The sequence below is a fragment of the Actinokineospora terrae genome (assembly GCF_900111175.1).
In the GTDB taxonomy this organism is placed as follows: Bacteria; Actinomycetota; Actinomycetes; order Mycobacteriales; family Pseudonocardiaceae; genus Actinokineospora; species Actinokineospora terrae.
On the sequence record NZ_FOGI01000008.1, the window covers coordinates 313,201 to 333,042 of the forward strand.

Below are 19,842 nucleotides of genomic sequence, written 5' to 3' on the forward strand. Positions count from 1 at the left end.
CCCAGGTGAAGCGGGAGGAAATTCACCGTTACCCGTTGAACTGCTCGGGGTTCGGGCCGACCCGCTGCCCGGTGTCGAGCCCGGCGAGCACCGCGAGGTCGTCGCCGTCGAGCTCGAAGTCGAAGACCTCGATGTTCGCCCGGATCCGCTCGGGGGTGACAGACTTGGGGATCACCACGTTGCCCAGCTGCACGTGCCACCGCAGCAGCACCTGCGCGGCGCTCTTGCCGTGCTTGTCGGCCAGCCCGGCGACCGCGGCGTCGGACAGCAGCGCGCCGGAGGCCAGCGGGCTCCACGCCTCGGTGGCGATGCCGTGCTCGGCGTGGAAGGCGCGCAGCTCGGCCTGCGGCAGGTTCGGGTGCAGCTCGACCTGGTTGAGCACCGGCACCACGTCGGTCTCTTGGAAGAGCCTGCGCAGGTGCGGGATGTGGAAGTTGGACACGCCGATGGAGCGGGCGCGGCCGTCGGCGCGGATCTTCTCGAAGGCCCGCCAGGTGTCGACGTAGGCGTCGCGCGAGGGCGTCGGCCAGTGGATCAGGTACAGGTCGACCTGGTCGAGGCCGAGGCGCTCCAGGCTGGCGTCGAAGGCGCGCAGGGTCGAGTCGTAGCCGTGGTCGGTATTCCAGAGCTTGGTGGTCACGTAGACCTCGTCGCGCGGCAGGCCGGAGGCAGCGATCGCCTTGCCGGTGCCGACCTCGTTGCGGTACGCGGCCGCTGTGTCGATGCTGCGGTACCCGGCCTCCAGCGCCGTGCTGACCGCGGCGCCGACGACGTCGTCGGGCACCTGCCACACCCCGAAGCCGAGCTGCGGGATGGTGGTGCCGTCGTTGAGCGTGACGCCAGGGACGTTCGGCATGGGGTTCCTCACCGTTCTCGGGGACAGTCCTCAGTGGCACCCAACACCGTGGGGCAGCACTATCTTCCCCCGGTGAAACGGGAGTGGCCCGCCGACAACCACACGGCGGGCCACTCTCGACAAAGCCTGTCAGCTGCTGTAAGCGTCCAGCGGCGGGCAGGAGCAGACCAGGTTCCGGTCGCCCTTGGCCCCATCGATGCGGCGCACCGGCGGCCAGATCTTGGGCGCACCGAGCCCCGCGGGGAACACGGCCTCTTCGCGCGTGTACGGGTGGTCCCACTCGCCGGTGATCGACGCCGCGGTGTGCGGGGCGTTGGCGAGCGGGTTGTCCGCCAGCGGCCACTCACCGGCGGCGACCCGGTCGACCTCGCGCTTGATGGCGATCATCGCGGCGCAGAACCGGTCGATCTCGGCGAGGTCCTCGCTCTCGGTCGGCTCGACCATGAGCGTGCCCGCGACCGGGAAGGACATGGTCGGGGCGTGCAGGCCGTAGTCGGCGAGCCGCTTGGCGACGTCGTCGACGGTGATGCCGGTGGCCTTGGTCATCGGCCGCAGGTCGAGGATGCACTCGTGGGCGACGAAGCCGCCCGCGCCGGTGTAGAGGACCGGGAAGTGCTCGTCGAGGCGGCGGGCGATGTAGTTGGCCGAGGCCACCGCGGTCAGCGTCGCGCGGCGCAGGCCGTCCGCGCCCATCATCCGCACGTACGCCCACGAGATCGGCAGGATCGACGCGCTGCCCCACGGTGCGGCGCTGATCGGGCCGACCCCGGTCGCGGGACCGGCGGTGGGCTGCAGCGGGTGGTTGGGCAGGAACGGCGCCAGGTGCGAGCGCACGCCGATCGGACCGACGCCGGGGCCGCCGCCGCCGTGCGGGATGCAGAACGTCTTGTGCAGGTTGAGGTGCGAGACGTCCGAGCCGAACTTGCCGTAGCGGGCGAGGCCGATGAGCGCGTTGAGGTTCGCGCCGTCGACGTAGACCTGGCCGCCCGCGTCGTGCACCAGGCCGCAGACCTCGCGCACGGTGTCCTCGTACACGCCGTGCGTGGACGGGTAGGTGATCATGATGGCGGCGAGGTCGGCGCTGTGCTCGGCGACCTTCTTGCGCAGGTCACCCATGTCGATGTTGCCCGAGTCGTCGCAGGCAACGACAACGACGCGCATACCGGCCATGACAGCGCTGGCGGCGTTGGTGCCATGCGCGCTGGACGGGATAAGACAGACGTCGCGCTCACCGTGGCCCTGGGACCGGTGGTAGGCGCGGATCGCCAGCAGACCGGCGAACTCGCCCTGGCTGCCCGCGTTCGGCTGGAGGCTGACCGCGTCGTAGCCGGTCAGCTTTGCCAGCCAGTCCTCGAGGTCCGAGATGATCGTCAGGATGCCCTTGGCGTCCTCGACCGGCGCGAACGGGTGCAGGTCGGCGAAGGCGGGCCAGGTGATCGGCTCCATCTCCGCGGTCGCGTTGAGCTTCATCGTGCACGAGCCGAGCGGGATCATGCTGCGGTCGAGCGCGACGTCCTTGTCCGAGAGCGCGCGCAGGTAGCGCAGCAGCGCGGTCTCGGAGCGGTGCGTGGAGAACACCGGGTGCGTCATGAACTCGCTGGTGCGCACCAGGTCGGCGGGCAGCGCGTCGCCGGTCTCGGCGTCGAGCGCGTCGATGTCGGCGCTGACCCCGAACGCCTTCCACACCAGGTCGACGTGCGCGCGGGTGGTGGTCTCGTCGGTCGCGATCCCCACGGTGTCAGCGTCGGCCAGGCGCAAGTTGACCCCTAGGCCGCGGGCAGCGGAAACGACCTCGGCGGCGCGACCGGGCACCTTGGCGGTGACGGTGTCGAAGAACGCGGCCCCGGCCACCTCGACCCCGCCGCGGCGCAGGCCCTCGGCGAGGACGGCGGCCATGCGGTGGGTGCGGGTCGCGATGGCGCGCAGGCCCTCGGGGCCGTGGTAGACCCCGTACATCGAGGCGACCACGGCGAGCAGCACCTGGGCGGTGCAGATGTTGGAGGTCGCCTTCTCGCGGCGGATGTGCTGCTCGCGGGTCTGCAGCGCCAGCCGGTAGGCGGGCTTGCCGTCGGCGTCGGTGCTGACCCCGACCAGGCGGCCGGGCAGCTGCCGCTCCAGGCCCTTGCCGACGGCCATGTAGCCGGCGTGCGGGCCGCCGAAGCCCATCGGCACGCCGAAGCGCTGGGTGGTGCCCACGACGACGTCGGCGCCGATCTCGCCGGGCGCCTGCAGCAGGGTCAGCGCGAGCAGGTCGGCGGTGAAGGCCACCTTGGCGTCGCGGCCGTGCGCCTCACGGGTCAGCTCGGCGAAGTCGCGGACCGCGCCGGAGGCACCCGGGTAGGAGAACAGCACGCCGAAGAAGTCCTCGACCGGCAGGCCCTCGGCCAGGTCGTGCACGACGACCTCGATGCCCAGCGGCTCGGCGCGGGTCTCGATGACCGCGATGGTCTGCGGGAAGGTGTCGGCGTCGACGACGAACCGGTTGGACTTGGAGCGGCCCGCGCGGCGCAGCAGGGTCATCGCCTCGGCGGCGGCGGTGGACTCGTCGAGCATGGAGGCGTTGGCGGTGGGCAGCCCGGCCAGGTCGGCGACCATGGTCTGGAAGTTGAGCAGCGCCTCGAGGCGGCCCTGGCTGATCTCCGGCTGGTACGGGGTGTAGGCGGTGTACCAGGCGGGGCTCTCCAGCACGTTGCGCCGGATGACCGGCGGGGTGTGCGTGCCGTAGTAGCCCAGGCCGATCATCTGGGTCAGCGTGGCGTTCTGGGCGGCGAGGTCGCGCAGCTCGGCCAGTGCCTCGACCTCGGTGGCCGGGGCGGGCAGGTCGATGGCGAGGTCGCCCTCGCGGATGGACTCGGGCACCGCGTGCTGGGCCAGCTCCTCCAGCGACCCCACACCGACGACGTCGAGGATCCTGGCCAGCTCGGCGGGACGGGGACCGACGTGGCGGTCGGCGAACGGGGTGCCGTGCTCGAGCGCGGCGAGCGGGATCCGGTCGGTCGTCATGGGTCTCCTCGGGGCGGTGCAGCAGGGGTCGGGCCTGGCACGGGCGGTCCGCCCGTGTGGCCCTCCCCCTCTGTCCGTGCCCGAAGGCGCCTGAGAGCTTCACCGCGGGCCCGGGAGCGGGCACGCGACTTGCACCTTCGGCGGGGCTCCCCGGTCGTGCCGGGTCGCCCGCTTTCCAGAGGCGTCTCACCCGCGCGGTCCGTTTGCCTGAGAGGTTCCGGGGAGGAGTTGCTCCTTCGGCGCCGGTTCCGGTCTGGTGGACCGGCCGGACTCTCCCGCACGGGTTCAGCGACGCTCCCCGAGTCTAACCCGTCCGGGGTGCAATTCGATTGCGGCCGGGGTGCGGTTCGCGGTCGACTGCCGCACATGGGCTCCGACCTGGACATCGCGGCCGTGCGGGCCGTCCTCGACCGCCAACTGCGGCGCGACCTGGCACCCTCGGGTATCCGGGCGCGTGCCGAGCGCGATGACCGGCTGACCAGGCACGTCGGGGTCGGCCGGGACAGCTGGTCCGGGGTGGTGTGGTCGTCACTCGACCAGGCGACCGCCGACCAGACCATCGCCGCCACCGTGGCGTGGCTGCGGACGGTCGAGGGGCACGGCGAGTGGAAGCTCTACCACCACGACTCCCCCGCCGACCTCGGCGAGCGGCTGACCCGCGCCGGGCTGGTGGCGGGCTCGGTGGAGGCGGTGATGGTCGCCGAGACCGCGAGCGTGCCGGACTTCGCACCGCCCGCGGGCGTGGAACTGCTGGACGTGACCTCGGACGAGGACATCGATCGCGTGGTCCGGGTGCACGACGAGGCCTTCGGGGAGGACCACAGCAGGCTCGGGGCGCAGATGCGCGCCGAGGTCGCGCAGCGCTCGGCGGACGTGGTGCTGGCGGTGGCGGGCGACGAGGCGGTCAGCGCGGCGCGGACGAGCTATCACGCGGGCGCCGACTTCGCGGGCCTCTGGGGCGGCGGCACGCGCGAACCTTGGCGGGGACGTGGGATCTACCGGGCGCTGGTCAGTCACCGCGCCCGTAGGGCTCAACAGCGCGGGGTGCGTTACCTGCAGGTGGACGCGCTACCGACCAGCAGGCCCATCCTGGAACGGGTCGGCTTCACCTGCGTCGCGCTCACCACCGCGTACACGCTGCCGTAGAGCGCTAGAGCCTCACCCGGCGTTGCGGGCCTTGCGGCGCTGGGTGAGCTCGTCGTCGGCCGGGATCTCGACGCCGTCCGCGCGCTCGGCGGGGAACTCGTGGATGGTGCCGCTGATCTCGCGGATGGCGCCGCTGACCGCGATGCCGAACACGCCCTGGCCGCCCTGGAGCAGGTCGACGACCTCCTCCGGGGAGGTGCACTCGTAGACGGTCGTGCCGTCGCTGAACAGGGTGATCCTGGCCAGGTCGCGGACCCCGCGCCTGCGCAGGTGGTCGACGGCGACCCGGATGTTCTGCAGCGAGACCCCGGTGTCGAGCAGCCGCTTGACCACCTTCAGGACGAGCACGTCCTTGAACGAGTAGAGCCGCTGCGAGCCGGAGCCGTGCGCGCTGCGCACGGTGGGCACGACCAGTCCGGTGCGCGCCCAGTAGTCGAGCTGCCGGTAGGTGATCCCCGCGATCTGGCACGCGGCCGGACCCCGGTAGCCGACGAGCTCGTCGGGCAGCGAGGCGTCCGGGAACAGTTCGCCCTGCTCACCGGAGTCAGCCCCGGCGGGACCTTCCTCGAACACGCCTGCCTCCCCTCGTCCGGCCACCGATGGCCGGCGAACGAGACCGCCCGTTCCGCCCTGGGGAACCGTCGGCCGAGCGGCACACACATGGGGTCGTGCGGTGGGTGGTAGCGGTACCGGCCAGCGGTACCCCTGCCTGCGACCTCAGCGTGTTTCGCTCGTCTGTGACGGTAAAACGGGCGCGCGGGGAGGTCAACGCGACGCGCGGGTCGGGGACCGAGTCGCTGGGGACCTGTCACCACGGTACGTCCACCCGGGTGATGCGGCGACCTACGTATCCGCGCCGCGGAAGTCCTCGGGGGAGACGGAGTCGAGGAACTCGCGGAACTTCTCGACCTCGTCCTCCTGCTCGTCCGGGATGATCAGCCCGGCCTCCTGCAGCACCGAGTCCTCGGCGTGGATCGGCACGCCGACCCGCAGGGCGAGGGCGACCGAGTCGCTCGGGCGGGCGGAGACGCGGACGTCGCCGTCGAAGACCAGTTCGGCGAAGAAGGTGCCCTCGCGCAGGTCGGTGATCCGCACCTGCTCCAGTTCGCGGCCGAGCGCGCCGATCACGTCCTTGAGCAGGTCGTGGGTCAGCGGCCGGGCGGGCCGCACCCCCTGCTGCTCAAGGGCGATCGCGGTGGCCTCCACCGATCCGATCCAGATCGGCAGGTACCGCTCTCCCTCGGTCTCACGCAGCAACAAGATCGGCTGGTTGGCGGGCAACTCCACCCGCACCCCCACGACGCGCATCTCGCTCATCGGGCTCGCCTCCCTCCGCTCGCTGGGGCATCGGCGTCCCAATCCCTCGAGGATCGCTCATCGCCTACTTCGACGCTACCCGCCATCTGGTCCCCACGCCCGCCTATCTCACGTCTATTCCAGGATGATCGGTTCACCACCGGCGGCATCGACCGCCGCGCGCTACTTCTGGGTCACTCTGCGCAGACCGGTCCTCACCAGCAGCGAGTGCAGGGTGATCGCCAACGCCACCAGGTCGTCGGCGGACTCGTCCGCGCGCACCCGCGCCGCGGGGTCGCGTTGCCGGAACACGGGCGCGAGCACTTGCTCCAACAGCGACACCTCGCGGTCGGCCGCGGCGCGGAAGGCGCGCAGGTGCCGGGGTTCGATGCCGTAGTCGGCCAACGCGGACGCGGTGACCGCCACGGCGTGCGCGTCGGCGTCGAACGAGCCGTCGGCCGCCGCGGCGAGCAGTCCGAACTGCTCCAGCTCCGCCAGCGTGCGCTCGGGGATCCCGACGCGGTCGAGCAGTTCGGCCCGGGTCAACGGGACCGCGGGCGCGGGGGGCTCGGGCAGTTCGGGGACGGAGACGAGACCGCGCACCGGGCGGGCCACCTGCTCCGGTGGCCCGCCCGGGCGGTCGAGCTGCTCCTTGATGACCTTCAGCGGGAGGTAGTGGTCGCGCTGGGCGGCGAGCACGAAGCGCAGCCGCGCCACGTCGGCCGCGGTGAACCGCCGGTAGCCCGACGGCGTGCGCTCCGGGCTGACCAGCCCCTCCGCCTCGAGGAAGCGGATCTTGGAGATGGTGACGTCCGGGAACTCGGGCCGAAGCTGCGCGAGCACGGCGCCGATGCTCGACCCGACCCGCGCCTGCCGACCGGCGGCCGTCACGCGCCCCTAGGCCCCCGCGCCGGGGCCGGTGAGGAACACCAGGCGGAACTTGCCGATCTGCACCTCGTCACCGCCCGCGAGGACGGCCTGGTCGACCGGCTCGCGGTTGACGTAGGTGCCGTTGAGGCTGCCGACGTCGATCACCACGAACTCGCCGCCCTCGCGGCGGAACTCCGCGTGCCGCCGCGAGACGGTGACGTCGTCGAGGAAGATGTCGCTGTCGGGGTGCCGTCCCGCGCTGGTGGTGTCGCGGTCGAGCAGGAATCGCGACCCCGCGTTCGGGCCGCGCTTGACCACCAGGAGCGCGGAGCCCGCCGGCAGCGCGTCGACACCCGCGACAGCGGGCTCTGGCGCCGGGGCGGCCTGCTGGGCCTCGGGGTCGGTGAGGAAGTCGGCCCGGAAGACCGAAGTCCGTTCCGGAGACTGCTCCGGCGGGACGCCGGGCCCGTCGTTGGTGCTCACCTGAGCTCCTCCTGCTGGTCAGTTCCGCTGAACAGTTCCCAACGTACCGTGCGCGATCAGGCGCCGGACCGGTGGTACCCCCTGGGGGGTTCGCGCGGGCCGAGCACGGCCGGACGAGCGCCCCAAGATCGTCCCACGGCGGGGTCAGCCCTGGGTGATGGCCTGGTAGGCGTCGGCGTCGAGCAGCGCCTCGAGCGCGTCGGGGTCGTCGACCCTGATCTCGAAGAGCCAGCCCTCGCCGTACGGGTCGTCGTTGAGCAGGTCGGGCTGCTCGACCGCGGCGTCGTTGACCGCGACGACCTCGCCGGTGAGCGGGGCGTAGAGGTCGGAGACGCTCTTGGTCGACTCGACCTCGCCGATCGAGGCGCCCGCCTCGACCCGGTCGCCGAGCTCGGGCAGCTGGACGAACACGACGTCGCCGAGCTGCTGCTGGGCGTACTCGGTGATGCCGACCCGGACGAGGTCGTCGGCCTTGGTCGCCACCCACTCGTGCTCGTCGGTGTAGCGGAGTTCTTCGGGGATCACGCGCCGCCCTCTTTCGGACCGGGATGTGGTGTGGCGCAGAGCTTAAACGGCGGCTGTGGGCGCCAACCGCAGCGCTGCCCGTGTCTGCACCAGGTACAGCAAGCCGGACCAGATGAACAAGACCCCGCCCCAGATGATGAAGGCGTAGGCGACCGGGCGGACCACGGAGGCGAAGGTGGACCCACCTTGCGCGAGCAGCAGCAGCGGGAAGGCGTACATGAGGTTGAACGTGGCCGCCTTGCCCACGTAGGTGACCTCTGGGGGGCCGAAACCGGCGCGGCGCAGCACGAGGATGCACCCGGCGACCAGGACGTCCCTGGCGAGCAGCAGGGCGGCGACCCACCACGGCACGATGTCGCGCACTACGAACGCGACGACGGTGGCGATCGTGTAGAGCCGGTCAGCCGCTGGGTCGAGCAAGGCGCCGAGCTTGCTGGTCTGGTCGAGCCAGCGGGCGATCTTGCCGTCGAGCCAGTCACTGAGACCGCTGAAGAGCAGGACGGCCAGCGCCCAGCCGTCGGCCTTGGGCACCAGCAGCAGGTACAGGAACAGCGGCACCCCGGCGAGCCGGAGCATGCTCAGGATGTTCGGGATCGTCCAGACCCGGTCCGAGATCACCGGCTCACCGGGTACGCCCACATGGCCTGGATCGCCTGAGCCGTCCACCGGACCCGCCCCCTCTTCCCGCACGTCAGCCATGCGGGAAGAGTAGGGCAGGCCACTCGGCGGCTCTTATCCCCCAGTCCCCCAGTTAGTCGTATCCGTGCTGGTCGGTCAGGCCTCGCGGTGCTGCGTCCAGCCCTGCCGCTCAAGCGCGGCCGGGGTGAGCGCGGTGGGCCTACCGAAGGCGTCGAGCCCCACCCAGCGGCCCGCACCTCCGGTGTACTCCAGCACGTAGGCGTGCCCGTGGCTCCACACGACGCTGCACGGCGCGGTGGGCAAAGACGGCTCGGAACCGGATCCGGCCTGGTGGAAGATCGTTTCGGTACTCATCGGCTTACCTCCGCTCCGGACGTCGGCAGCCGGAGAGTGTGTGTTAGCTCTCTTGGCCGCCGAATCGAACTGAATCGATGCGTTCCCAACCCGTGGCGGCGCTAAGCGAGTGGCTTGCGCGCGGGTCGGTATCTGCCGTCAGCTCGCGGTCCGGACGAAGGCCTTGATCAGCGCGGAGCGGAAGGCGAGCAGGTCATCGAGGCCGCGGCGGGTGACGAGCGACGTGCGGGAGGTCTCCGCGGCGAACTCCACAGAGGTCCGTCCGGCACCGGTAACGGGGGAACGCGACCAGGGTGTCCTCTTCCTGCCACTGACCACCCTCCCGCGCACTGCCCTCCCGCGCACGAGGTCCGCCTCGACCTGCCTGGTCCCCTCCGGTGTGAGGAGGAGAGCGATGGCGCGGTCGGTCAGAGCCGCCATTTCGGGACTTCCTTCCACTCGGGTACGTGAAGTGGGTTCCCATCCGGGACGATTCCAACCATGTGCGCTGCGAGCGGTGGGGTGGCCGACAGGCTCGGCGAGGTGGTCGGATCGCGGCACGTCCTGACCGATCCCGAGGTGGTGGCCGGGTTCGCGACGGATTGGACCGGGCGCTTCACCGGTTCAGCAAGGCTGGTCGTGCGACCCGCGGACCGCGATGAGGTCGCGGGCGTGCTGCGGGTGTGTCAGGAGCTAGGTGTCGCAGTCGTACCGCAGGGGGGCAACACCGGGCTGGTCGGCGGCGGAATCCCTTACCAGGGCGAGGTTGTACTGAGCTTGACCCGTTTGACCTACCTGGGCCCGGTAGACCCGGTCACGCGTCAGGTGACTGCTGGAGCGGGGGTGACACTCGCGGCACTGGCAGCGCATGCGGCTGAGGCCGGTATGGACTTCGCGATCGACATCGCGTCTCGTGACAGCGCTACCGTCGGCGGGTTGGTCGCCACCAACGCGGGTGGATTGCGTGTCCTGCGGTGGGGTTCGATGCGCGACCAGGTGGTCGATATCGAAGGCGTGCTGGCGAACGGCGAGGTTGTCGGCAGGGTTGTCGGGCTACCGAAGGACAGCACCGGGTACGACCTCGCGGGGTCACTCGTTGGCAGCGAGGGAACACTCGCGGTGGTGACAGCGGCCAGGTTGCGTCTGATCCCAGCGTTCCGGGAACGCGCTACAGCGACTTTGGCCTTTGATCGCACAGAAGACGCTGTAGCCGCTATCGGGGCGCTTCGCGTTCTCCCCTCTCTTACCTCAGCCGAAGTGTTCTATGACGACGGTTTGCGGCTCGTATGCGCGCATCGCCAGGTCGCGCCACCGTTCGCCGAGTCCTACCCGGTGTACCTGCTCGTGGAGTGCACAGCGGATGTAGACCCAACGGAGTCTCTTGGCGAGGTTGTCGAGACGCTGCAAGGGCTGCGGGATTCGGCTCTTGCCGTAGACGAGTCATCCCGGCGGACGCTGTGGACGCATCGCGAGGCGCACGCCGAGGCGATCAACGCGTTGGGACCACCGCTGAAGTTGGACGTAGGAGTGCCACCCGCGCTGGCGGCCGAATTCGAGCGTGAGGTGCGTTGGATCGTCACCGAGGTAGCACCAACGGCCACACTTGTCCTCTTCGGACATCTAGCGGAGGGCAACTTCCACGTGAACGTGGTCGGCGCGGGTGACTCCGAGCTGGAGCTGACCGACCGGGTCCTACGCGCCGCGGCGGCCAAGGGCGGCACCATCTCGGCCGAGCACGGCGTCGGGGTGGCCAAGGCGCGCTGGCTGGAGCTGACCCGCTCCCCCGTCGAACGTGCGCTCTACCGGGCCGTCAAACACGCCTGGGACCCGGATGGGCTGCTCAACCCCGGCGTGCTTGTTGCTGGTTCGGCAACATAATTCGCCACCCGCGCGGCCCGCACGCATCATCGGCCCATGACTGAGACCCATGCCCACGGCCACGGCACCCACGCGTCCGCGACGACCGACACCCCGCCCGCGGCCGAGTTCTGGGAGACCTTCTACTCGGAGCGCGACCAGATCTGGTCGGGCAAGCCCAACGACCTGCTGGTGCGCGAGGCGACCGACCTGCCGCCCGGCACCGTGCTCGACCTGGGCTGCGCCGAGGGCGGGGACGCGGTGTGGCTGGCCGAGCGGGGCTGGCGGGTGACCGGTGTGGACGTGTCCACGACCGCGCTGGAGCGCGCCAAGAAGCTCGCCGCCGAGCGCGGGGTGAGCGGGGCGATCACCTTCGAGCGCCACGACCTGGGCGAGACGTTCCCCGCGGGCAGGTTCGACCTGGTCAACGCGCAGTACTTCCACTCCCCCGTCGAGCAGGCCGGTGAGCGGCAGCGGGCACTGCGCAAGGCGGCGGACGCGGTCGCACCCGGCGGTGTGCTGCTGGTCGTCGGCCACTTCGGCTGGCCGACCTGGATGGCGGAGCCGCGCCACGACTACGACTTCCCCACCACCGGCCAGGTGCTGGCAGGCCTTGAGCTCGACGACCGGTGGGTGGTCGAGCTCGAGGACATCGTCGAGCGCCCCTCGACCAGCCCGGAGGGGGTCGAGGGCATCCGCACCGACAACGTGCTGCGGGTGCGGCTAGGCGCGTAGTTCCGGGAACTGGTCCTCGGTGAACTCGCCGGACGGGCTCGCGCCGCCGCCGCGGATCTCCCGCTCGCGGCCGCGCAGCTCGACCCGGCGGATCTTCCCCGAGATCGTCTTGGGCAGGTCGGTGAACTCCAGCCGCCGGATCCGCTTGTACGGGGCGAGGTGCTCGCGCGCGAAGGCCAGGATGGACCGGGCGGTGTCGGCGTCCGGTTCGTGGCCCGCGGCGAGCACCACGTAGGCCTTCGGGACCGCGAGGCGGATCGGGTCCGGCGACGGGACGACGGCGGCCTCGGCCACCGCGGGGTGCTCGATGAGGACGCTCTCCAGCTCGAACGGGGAGATCCGGTAGTCCGACGCCTTGAACACGTCGTCCGCGCGGCCGACGTAGGTGATGTAGCCGTCCGCGTCCCGGGATCCGACGTCGCCGGTGTGGTAGCGGCCGTCGCGCATGGCCTCGGCCGTGCGGTCGTCGGCGGCGGCGTACCCGGTCATCAGGCCGACCGGGTGGTCGGCGAGCGCCACGCAGATCTCGCCCTCGTCGCCGGGCTCCCCGGTGGCCGGGTCGACGAGGTCGATGGTGAAACCGGGCAGCGGCCTGCCCATCGACCCCGGCTTGACCGGCTGCCCCGGGGTGTTGGCGACCTGCACGCTGGTCTCGGTCTGGCCGAATCCGTCGCGGATCGTGACGCCCCACGCGCGGGAGACCTGCTCGATCACCTCGGGGTTGAGCGGCTCGCCCGCGCCGACGACCTTGACGGGCGGGGTGGTCAACTGGCCGAGGTCGGACTGGATCAGCATCCGCCACACCGTGGGCGGCGCGCAGAAGCTGGTGACCCCGCAGCGGTCCATCTGGGCCATGAGCGCCGCGGCGTCGAACCGCGTGTAGTTGTAGATGAACACGGTGGCTTCCGCGTTCCACGGCGCGAAGACGTTGCTCCAGGCGTGCTTGGCCCACCCGGGCGAGGAGATGTTGAGGTGCACGTCCCCTGGCTCTAACCCGATCCAGTACATCGTGGACAGATGCCCGATGGGGTAAGAGACGTGGCTGTGCTCAACCAGCTTCGGTTGCGCGGTAGTGCCAGAGGTGAAGTAGAGCAGGAGTGTGTCGTCGGCCTTGGTAGGACTGTCTGGCGTGAAGTCCGTGGGTGCGTCGGCTGAGTCCGCGTAGTGGAGCCAACCGTCGACCGGTTCCCCTACCGCGATGCGGGTGTACTCGCCGGGGACGTCGTCGAACTTCGCCGTGTCGCCGGAGCGGACCACGACGTGCCGGGCCTGGCCGCGGTCGATCCGGTCCCGCAGGTCCGCCGGGCCGAGCAGGGTGGACGCCGGGATGACCACCGCGCCGAGCTTGACCGCGGCCAGCACCGTCTCCCACAGCTCGCCCTGGTTGCCCAGCATGAGCACGAGCCGGTCGCCCCTGGCCACGCCGCGCGCCCGCAGCCAGGACGCGAGCTGGTCGGACCGCCGGGACAGCTCCGCGAAGGTCCACTTCCGCTCGGACCCGTCCTCCTCGACGATCCACAGCGCCTGCCGGTCGGCGGTGGGCCCGTCCGCGGCGATGACGTCGAACCAGTCCAGCGCCCAGTTGAACTCGGCGGGCCTGGGCCAGGCGAACCCGGCGCGGGCGGCGGCGTAGTCCTCGCGGTGGTCGAGCAGGAAATCCCGGGCGGCGCGGAAGGCTGCGGTCACTGCGGCTCCCCTCTGGTGGGTGGACCCCGAGCCTGCCCCAGGCACGCCGGGTTGGCCAGCAGCGCTACTGGCCGGTGAACTCCGGCGGCCTGCGCCCGAGGAACGCCTGGACGGCCTCGCCGAGGTCCTTGCTGGGCAGGAACGCGGCGTTCCAGGCCGCGACGTAGCGCAGGCCGTCCGCGACCCGGTGCTCCCGCTCGTGTCCGAGCACGTCCTTGGTGCCCTGCACGGCCAGCGGCGGGTTCGCGGCGATCTCAGCGGCCGTGGTCCGCGCGGCGGTAAGAGCAGCAGCCTGGTCGGGATAGACATCATTGACGAGCCCGATGCGCAGCGCGCGGTCGGCGTCGATGTCCTTGCCGGTTAGCGCCAACTCCCGCAGATGACCCTCACCGATGACGCCCGCGAGTCGCTGCAGGCTGCCCAGGTCGGCCACGATCGCGACCTTCACTTCACGCAAGCTGAACCGGGCGTCCGCGCTCGCGACCCGGACGTCGGCGGCGGCGATGACGTCCAGCCCGCCCCCGATGCACCAACCGCTGACGGCCGCGATCACGGGTTTGCGGCACGCGGCCACCGACGTCACGGCGTGCTGCAACGCGCGGACCTCGTCGAGGAAGCGGGCGCGCGGGGCGGCCAGCGCGCCCTCGGCAAGCACCTCGCCCCACGTCGGCATCATCGCGGGCAGGTCGAGCCCGTAGGAGAAGTGGGCGCCACTACCGGTCAGCACGACCGCGCGCACCTCGGGGTCGGCGTCGAGCGCGCCGAACACGACCGGCAGCTCGCGCCAGAAATCCGGCCCCATCACGTTGCCCTTACCGGGCCCGAGCAGGGTCACCTCGGCCACGTGGTCGGACACTGCGACCGTCAACGACACCAGGTCCTCCGTCATACCGGCGACCTTACTCAGTGGTAACCGGCGCGGACACTTCCCCCGATCGTGTGGCGTCGTGATCACCGGGGCACGGCGGGGCGCGAGGTAGGTTCCTCGGCAAGCCAGGTAGCGAGGGAGACTGCGGATGGCGAACACGGGCGCGATGTCGACGCCGATCTTCGACGAGCTGTTGCGCGAGATGACCGAGGGCGCGGCGGCCGCGGAGGCGCAACAGGTCAGCACGCCGCCCGCGGACACCCCGGCCCCCAAGCCGAGCCAGGGCGGCAGGCGGCGGGCGCGCACCAGCTGAGGACCGGAAGCGCTCCCAGCCGGGACACGACCGGCGGGACCGCACCATAGTCATTTGACACGGTAGGTCCGCATTCAGAAACTCGCGGTATGGACATGGGGGACACACGCTCGACGCTGCACGGGATGCGCGCGCTCGCGCACCCGCTGCGGATGCGCATCCTTTCCCTGGTCACCGACCGCGCGATGAGCGCGGCCGAGGTGGCAAGGGAACTCGGCGACAGCCAGCCCAACATCAGCTACCACCTGCGCAAACTGGCCGACGCGGACCTGGTGGAGATCGTCGAGGAGGTGCCGATCCGCGGCGGCATCGCCAAGCGGTACCGGCACATCCCGCCCGCGGTCGCCGCGCCGCGCGAGCCGGGCGACTCCGAGCACCTGCTGGCCACGGCGCTGGCCGCGGGCCTGGGGGCGCGCACCGGGCGGCGCAGGAGCGACGCCCCCGCGGGCGCGGAGACCGCCACCGACGCGGAGCTGTGGGTCGACCCGCAGGTCTGGCGGGACATGGTCGCGCACGCGCGGGAACTGGGGCTGCGGCTGCGCGACGCGGCCCAGCCGCCGATGACCCCGGGCACGGTCCGGGTCAGCACCACGATCGCGATGTTCGAGATGGACAGCTGTTGACCGCGTCGGCCGGGATGCTCGCCCCGCTGCGCGTTCCGATGTTCCGCAGGCTGGCCATCGGCCGGGTGACCACCTACGCGGGCAACGCCGTGGCGCCGGTCGCGCTGGCGTTCGCCGTGCTCGACCTGACCGGGTCGGTGGTGGCCCTCGGCCTGGTCGTCGGCGCCAGGTCCATCGCGAACGTGCTGCTGCTGCTCATGGGCGGCGTCCTGGCCGACCGGCTCCCGCGCGGGGTCATCCTGCAGGGCGCGAGCCTGGCCGCGGCCGTGTCGCAGGCGGCGACGGCGCTGTCGGTCCTGCTCGGGTTCGCCTCGATCCCGCTGCTGGTCGTGCTCAGCGTGGTCAACGGCGCCGTCTCCGCGGTCTCCTTCCCCGCGGCGGCGGCGCTGACCCCGCAGACCGTGCCCGCGCCGCTGCTGCGCCAGGCCAACGCCGTGGTGCGGATGGGCATCAACGCCGCCCTGATCACCGGGGCGTCGTTCGGCGGCCTGCTGGCCGCCCTCGCGGGCCCGGGCTGGGCGATGGCGGTGACCGCGGTGGTGTTCCTGGTGGCGTCGTTCTGCTACGCCAGGGTCCGCGCGCCGGAGATCGCCGCCAGCGAGCCGACCCGCCCGATCGCCGACCTGCGCGCCGGGTGGGCCGAGTTCACCGCCCGCACCTGGGTGTGGTCGATCGTGCTGGCGTTCATGGTGGTCAACGCCGCGGTCACCGGCGGCATGCAGGTCCTGGGCCCGTCCATCGCCGACGCGACCTTCGGCAGGCTCGCCTGGGGGTTCGTCCTGGGCGCGCAGACGGTCGGCGCGCTGCTCGGCGCCATCATCGCCAGCCGCTGGCAACCGCGCCGCGCCCTGCTGTTCGGCACCGCCCTGGTCGCGGTGGAGTCCGTCCCGCTGCTGGTGCTGGCGCACGCGCCCGAGGTCCTGCTGATGCTCGCCGCCATGTTCGTCGGCGGCATCGCGATCGAGCAGTTCGGCATAGCCTGGGACGTCTCCCTCCAGGAGAACATCCCCCCGGACCGCCTGGCCCGCGTCTACTCCTACGACGCCGTCGGCTCGTTCATCGCCCTCCCCCTTGGCGAGATCGCCGTGGGCCCGCTGTCCCTGCACTTCGGCACCGCCACCACCCTCACCGCCCTGAGCGCCCTCACCTTCCTGGCCATCCTCGCCGCCTCCCTCACCCCCAGCGTCAGATCCCTGACCCGCACCCAATCCCCCGCCGTCGCCTGACTCCGCCCCTGCTCGGAGTCCACCTCGCCTCCTGCACGCCCGGAGGCGCCCTCCACCCGCGCCGCACCGCACGGTGATCGCCGGGGTTCGATGTCGCGGTCGCCGACGCACTGCCGTCGCACGGTCACCGGTTCCGCGTCTCGCGCCTGGCGTCTTCCGCGTCTCGCGTCTCGCGTCTCGCGTCTCGCGTCTCGCGTCTCGCGTCTCGCGTCTCGCCAGGATGCCATTCCGCAGGCAGGAAGCACGCCCGCCCTAATACCCACCCCTCAGCGATGCGCCCCTCCGGCCCGCCCCAACCCACCAGCCACGCTCCACGCCCGCCCCACACACCCTCGGCGGCGCCCCAGCCTGCCCCAACCCGCGATCACCGCCCCCACCCCACGCACCCGAAACACCTGCCCCAGCAACCCAATCGCGCCCCAGAACGCCCCGTCACCGCGCCCACCGGCGGCCGCCCACCACCCCGGCCTCGCGCGCGCACGCCAGTCCTGCCCCAGCCCCCACCCACTCCGGGGGGCGTCCCGGTGCCAGTCTATCGGCAGCCACCGACAGTCGATCTTGGAACGGGCCGCTGAAGATCCACATGTGGATAACTTCTGTCGCTGGAACGGGTGAATTGCCAGCACACCCGCGGCAAGGATGCGCAGGTCAGGAGCATGGAGGCCCGCCAGCATCGGCGGCTGGGCAGGAAGTCGTCCGAACGGAGATCGACCAGTAGCGCGCAACGCCGCCGAATGTCCACAGTGGATCGAGTCCACAGTGGACCCCACCTAGCAAGGAGCGGCGTCAGGGGCGTTGCAGGCTTCGTTGGCGTCCTCGCGGGTGGCGAGTTTGCGGAGCAGGTCGCGCAGGAGGTCGCGTTCGGGGACGGCGAGCGGGGCGAGGACCTCGTCCTCGACGCGGCGCAGGGCGGCGGCGGTTTCGGCGAAGCTGTCGCGGCCCGCGGTGGTGGCGGAGAGCAGGCGGGCGCGGCGGTCGGCGGGGTCGGGGCGGCGCTCGACGAGGCCCGCGCGTTCGAGGTCGTCGATCAGGTAGGTCATCACGGTCTTGTCGAGGCCGAGGCGGTGGGCGAGGGTCTGCTGGCTGCACGCCTCGCCCTCGATGGCGCTGGTGAGCACCTGGTACCCGCGCGGACCGCCGGGCAGCCCCGCCAGGACCCGCTCGGCCGAGCGCACGTACCGGCGGAAGACCGCGCCCAGCGCCCACCCCAGGTCCGACTCGACGGCTGGTGTGGTCACGGTCGCATCTTACCGACCCGGGATGGACAGCCGCTTACTCCGCATGCAAGATAGTCTGCGTTACAGACGATCTGAACCACGGAGGACTCCGATGAGCCTGTTCCGCCTCGACAGCAGCATCCGCCAGGCCGACTCGGTCAGCCGCGCGGTCGCCGACACCGTCACCGAGAACTGGGTGGCCGCGAACCCGACCGGCACCGTCGTGCGCCGCGACCTGGCCGTCGACGGAGTCCCGAGCACCGCGTGGACCGACGCCGTCGCGGGCGGTCCGACCCCAGCCGACCAGCGGACACCCGCCCAGGCCGCCGCCGTCGCCCTCGCCACCACCATCGCCGACGAGGTCGCGGCCGCCGACGCGCTGGTCATCGCCACGTCGCTGTACAACTTCGGGACCTCGCAGCACCTCAAGACCTGGATCGATCTGCTCATCACCGACCCCCGGTTCGCCCCGGGCCGGCAGCCCCTCACCGGCAAGCCGGTCGCCCTCGTCATCGCCCGCGGCGGCGGCTACGCCCCCGGCACCCCGCGCGAGGGCTGGGACCACGCCACCCCCTGGCTGATCCGCATCTTCCAGGACGTCCTCGGCGCCACCGTCACCCTCGTCGAGGCCGACCTGACCCTCGCCGAGGTGGTCCCCGCGATGGCCGACCTCATCCCCCTCGCCCACCAGTCCGCCACCGCCGCCCACGCCCTGGCCGCCACCACCGGCAAGTCCTTCGCCACGACCGCGGTCTGACCCAGCCGCGATCTCGATCCACAGCGTCAACCACGCACCTCCCCAATGTCCACACGCGACTCGGGGAACGCTCGTCCGCAGGCGCTCCACACCGGAGTGATCGACTCGTTGAGTCACGAGTCGGACACGCTCGTAACACGGTGCCGGGCGGGCTCGACTCTCCGCACAGTGGAAATCGAGGGCGTCCGGGTCGCGGGGCGGCGCCCGGGAGTGGCAGGGGGACGATGGAGATCGCGGAGCGGGCTCAGGCCCTGGCGGTGAAGATCCGCAAGCACAAGGCGGCGATCGAGACCGAGGAAGCGACGAAGAACGCGTTCGTCATGCCGTTCATCAGCGGGGTGCTCGGCTACGACGTGTTCAACCCGGACGAGGTGATCCCCGAGTTCACCGCCGATGTCGGCACCAAGCGGGGCGAGAAGATCGACTACGCGATCGTCCACAACGGCCAGGTGCAGGTGCTGGTCGAGGCGAAGAAGGTCAACGACCCGCTCAAGCTGGAGCACGCCTCGCAGCTGTTCCGGTACTTCTCGGTGACCAACGCCAGGATCGCGGTGCTGACCAACGGCGAGGTGTACCAGTTCTACACCGACCTCGACGCGCCCAACCGGATGGACGCGAAGCCGTTCCTGGTGCTGGACTTCTCCGACATCGACCCGACGCTGCTGCCGGAGTTGGCGAAGCTGAGCAAGGAGGCGTTCGACCTCGACTCGGTGATCAGCGCGGCGGGTGAGCTGAAGTACATCGGGCAGATCAAGCGGGCGCTGGCGGCGGAGTTCCGGGAGCCGTCGGAGGGCTGGGTCCGGTACTTCACGACGAAGGTGTACGACGGGTCGTTCACCCAGAAGGTGCGCGAGCAGTTCACCACGCTGGTGGACAAGGCGGGCCACCAGTTCGTCAACGAGCAGGTCAACGACCGGCTGAAGAACGCCCTGGGCGGACCCGACACGTTCGTCGCGGTCCCGAGCGCCCCGCCCGAGCCTGCCGCGGCGGTGGAGGTGGAGACGCCCGCGGACGTGGTGACCACCGAGGACGAACTGGAGGGGTTCCGGATCGTGCGGGCCATCGTGTGCGCGGCGGTGGGCAGCGACCGGGTGGTGGCCAGGGACACGAAGACGTACTTCGGGGTGCTGCTCGACGACAACAACCGCAGGCCGATCGCCCGGCTGTGGTTCAACCGGTCGCGGAAGTACCTCGGGGTGTTCGACGAGAACAAGGTGGAGACCCGCGTGGCGATCGACCGCGTGGAAGACATCTACCAGCACGCCGACGCCCTGCGAGCCACAGTCGCCCGCTACACCGGCTCGACGACCGGCCTCCCCCAGCCTACGGCGGCGGCACAGCGGGTGGCCGTCGACTAGTGCGGAATCTGGGAACGTTGGCCTGGCAATCGGTGCGGTGAGCTAGCAGTC

20 protein-coding genes and 1 riboswitch are annotated in these 19,842 nt (G+C 71.3%); of the genes, 8 read left to right on the top strand and 12 right to left on the bottom strand.

Annotated features, from left to right (window positions below):
* Positions 1-28: 28 nt before the first annotated feature.
* The gene (locus BMY07_RS20200; protein WP_092780678.1) at positions 29-856 is read right to left on the bottom strand and encodes an aldo/keto reductase; all 828 of its coding nucleotides are present in this window, start codon (positions 854-856) and stop codon (positions 29-31) included.
* Positions 857-985: 129 nt separating this feature from the next.
* The gene (gene gcvP, locus BMY07_RS20205; RefSeq protein WP_092780681.1) at positions 986-3,859 is read right to left on the bottom strand and encodes an aminomethyl-transferring glycine dehydrogenase; all 2,874 of its coding nucleotides are present in this window, start codon (positions 3,857-3,859) and stop codon (positions 986-988) included.
* Positions 3,860-4,044: 185 nt separating this feature from the next.
* A riboswitch (glycine riboswitch) is annotated at positions 4,045-4,147 on the bottom strand.
* Between the two features lie 78 nt (positions 4,148-4,225).
* On the opposite strand from gcvP, the gene BMY07_RS20210 reads away from it, so the two are divergent.
* The gene (locus BMY07_RS20210) at positions 4,226-5,005 is read left to right on the top strand and encodes a GNAT family N-acetyltransferase (RefSeq protein WP_218150695.1); all 780 of its coding nucleotides are present in this window, start codon (positions 4,226-4,228) and stop codon (positions 5,003-5,005) included.
* A 12-nt stretch (positions 5,006-5,017) separates the two neighbouring features.
* On the opposite strand, the gene BMY07_RS20215 is transcribed toward BMY07_RS20210, so the two are convergent.
* From BMY07_RS20215 to BMY07_RS20245, 7 genes are all read right to left on the bottom strand, one after another.
* The gene (locus BMY07_RS20215) at positions 5,018-5,578 is read right to left on the bottom strand and encodes a MerR family transcriptional regulator (protein WP_092780686.1); all 561 of its coding nucleotides are present in this window, start codon (positions 5,576-5,578) and stop codon (positions 5,018-5,020) included.
* 270 nt (positions 5,579-5,848) lie between these two features.
* Positions 5,849-6,322, bottom strand: coding sequence for a bifunctional nuclease family protein (locus tag BMY07_RS20220; RefSeq protein ID WP_054046144.1), 474 nt, complete (start codon positions 6,320-6,322; stop codon positions 5,849-5,851).
* Between the two features lie 162 nt (positions 6,323-6,484).
* On the bottom strand, positions 6,485-7,192 hold the full coding sequence (ftsR, locus tag BMY07_RS20225) for a transcriptional regulator FtsR (RefSeq protein ID WP_092780688.1): 708 nt from the start codon (positions 7,190-7,192) through the stop codon (positions 6,485-6,487).
* A gap of 6 nt (positions 7,193-7,198) precedes the next feature.
* Entirely contained in the window at positions 7,199-7,654 is a 456-nt protein-coding gene (gene garA, locus BMY07_RS20230; RefSeq protein WP_092780691.1) for a glycogen accumulation regulator GarA, read from the bottom strand.
* A gap of 144 nt (positions 7,655-7,798) precedes the next feature.
* Entirely contained in the window at positions 7,799-8,179 is a 381-nt protein-coding gene (gene gcvH, locus BMY07_RS20235) for a glycine cleavage system protein GcvH (protein ID WP_092780694.1), read from the bottom strand.
* A 42-nt stretch (positions 8,180-8,221) separates the two neighbouring features.
* Positions 8,222-8,878 carry a cardiolipin synthase ClsA gene (gene clsA, locus BMY07_RS20240; RefSeq protein ID WP_092780697.1) on the bottom strand — a complete coding sequence of 219 codons (657 nt, stop codon included), beginning with the start codon at positions 8,876-8,878 and terminating at the stop codon, positions 8,222-8,224.
* A 75-nt stretch (positions 8,879-8,953) separates the two neighbouring features.
* On the bottom strand, positions 8,954-9,172 hold the full coding sequence (locus BMY07_RS20245; RefSeq protein WP_092780700.1) for a hypothetical protein: 219 nt from the start codon (positions 9,170-9,172) through the stop codon (positions 8,954-8,956).
* A gap of 480 nt (positions 9,173-9,652) precedes the next feature.
* Here BMY07_RS20245 and BMY07_RS20255 point away from each other — a divergent pair, with 480 nt between their 5' ends.
* Both BMY07_RS20255 and BMY07_RS20260 read left to right on the top strand, forming a co-directional pair.
* On the top strand, positions 9,653-11,029 hold the full coding sequence (locus BMY07_RS20255) for an FAD-binding oxidoreductase (protein ID WP_092780706.1): 1,377 nt from the start codon (positions 9,653-9,655) through the stop codon (positions 11,027-11,029).
* A 36-nt stretch (positions 11,030-11,065) separates the two neighbouring features.
* The gene (locus tag BMY07_RS20260; protein WP_092780709.1) at positions 11,066-11,743 is read left to right on the top strand and encodes an SAM-dependent methyltransferase; all 678 of its coding nucleotides are present in this window, start codon (positions 11,066-11,068) and stop codon (positions 11,741-11,743) included.
* Here the strand turns inward: BMY07_RS20260 and BMY07_RS20265 are convergent.
* Positions 11,732-13,429: an AMP-binding protein gene (locus BMY07_RS20265; protein WP_218150696.1), complete on the bottom strand. Its 1,698-nt coding sequence runs from the start codon at positions 13,427-13,429 to the stop codon at positions 11,732-11,734. The genes BMY07_RS20260 and BMY07_RS20265 overlap by 12 nt on opposite strands.
* Positions 13,430-13,493: 64 nt before the next feature.
* Positions 13,494-14,318 (bottom strand): crotonase/enoyl-CoA hydratase family protein, encoded by an 825-nt coding sequence (locus BMY07_RS20270; RefSeq protein WP_092780714.1) that lies wholly within the window; start codon positions 14,316-14,318, stop codon positions 13,494-13,496.
* 127 nt (positions 14,319-14,445) lie between these two features.
* Between BMY07_RS20270 and BMY07_RS34425 the strand changes: the two genes are divergently transcribed.
* From BMY07_RS34425 to BMY07_RS20280, 3 genes are all read left to right on the top strand, one after another.
* Positions 14,446-14,610 (top strand): hypothetical protein, encoded by a 165-nt coding sequence (locus tag BMY07_RS34425; protein WP_170224448.1) that lies wholly within the window; start codon positions 14,446-14,448, stop codon positions 14,608-14,610.
* 95 nt (positions 14,611-14,705) lie between these two features.
* Complete coding sequence (locus BMY07_RS20275; RefSeq protein WP_092781164.1) at positions 14,706-15,233, top strand: ArsR/SmtB family transcription factor; 528 nt, start codon at positions 14,706-14,708, stop codon at positions 15,231-15,233.
* A 14-nt stretch (positions 15,234-15,247) separates the two neighbouring features.
* The gene (locus tag BMY07_RS20280; RefSeq protein ID WP_092781160.1) at positions 15,248-16,459 is read left to right on the top strand and encodes an MFS transporter; all 1,212 of its coding nucleotides are present in this window, start codon (positions 15,248-15,250) and stop codon (positions 16,457-16,459) included.
* Positions 16,460-17,229: 770 nt separating this feature from the next.
* Here the strand turns inward: BMY07_RS20280 and BMY07_RS20285 are convergent.
* Positions 17,230-17,697 carry a MarR family winged helix-turn-helix transcriptional regulator gene (locus tag BMY07_RS20285; protein ID WP_092780717.1) on the bottom strand — a complete coding sequence of 156 codons (468 nt, stop codon included), beginning with the start codon at positions 17,695-17,697 and terminating at the stop codon, positions 17,230-17,232.
* Between the two features lie 91 nt (positions 17,698-17,788).
* Between BMY07_RS20285 and BMY07_RS20290 the strand changes: the two genes are divergently transcribed.
* Both BMY07_RS20290 and BMY07_RS20295 read left to right on the top strand, forming a co-directional pair.
* Entirely contained in the window at positions 17,789-18,433 is a 645-nt protein-coding gene (locus BMY07_RS20290; protein WP_092780720.1) for an FMN-dependent NADH-azoreductase, read from the top strand.
* Positions 18,434-18,657: 224 nt separating this feature from the next.
* The gene (locus BMY07_RS20295; protein WP_092780723.1) at positions 18,658-19,791 is read left to right on the top strand and encodes a type I restriction endonuclease; all 1,134 of its coding nucleotides are present in this window, start codon (positions 18,658-18,660) and stop codon (positions 19,789-19,791) included.
* Positions 19,792-19,842 lie beyond the last annotated feature (51 nt).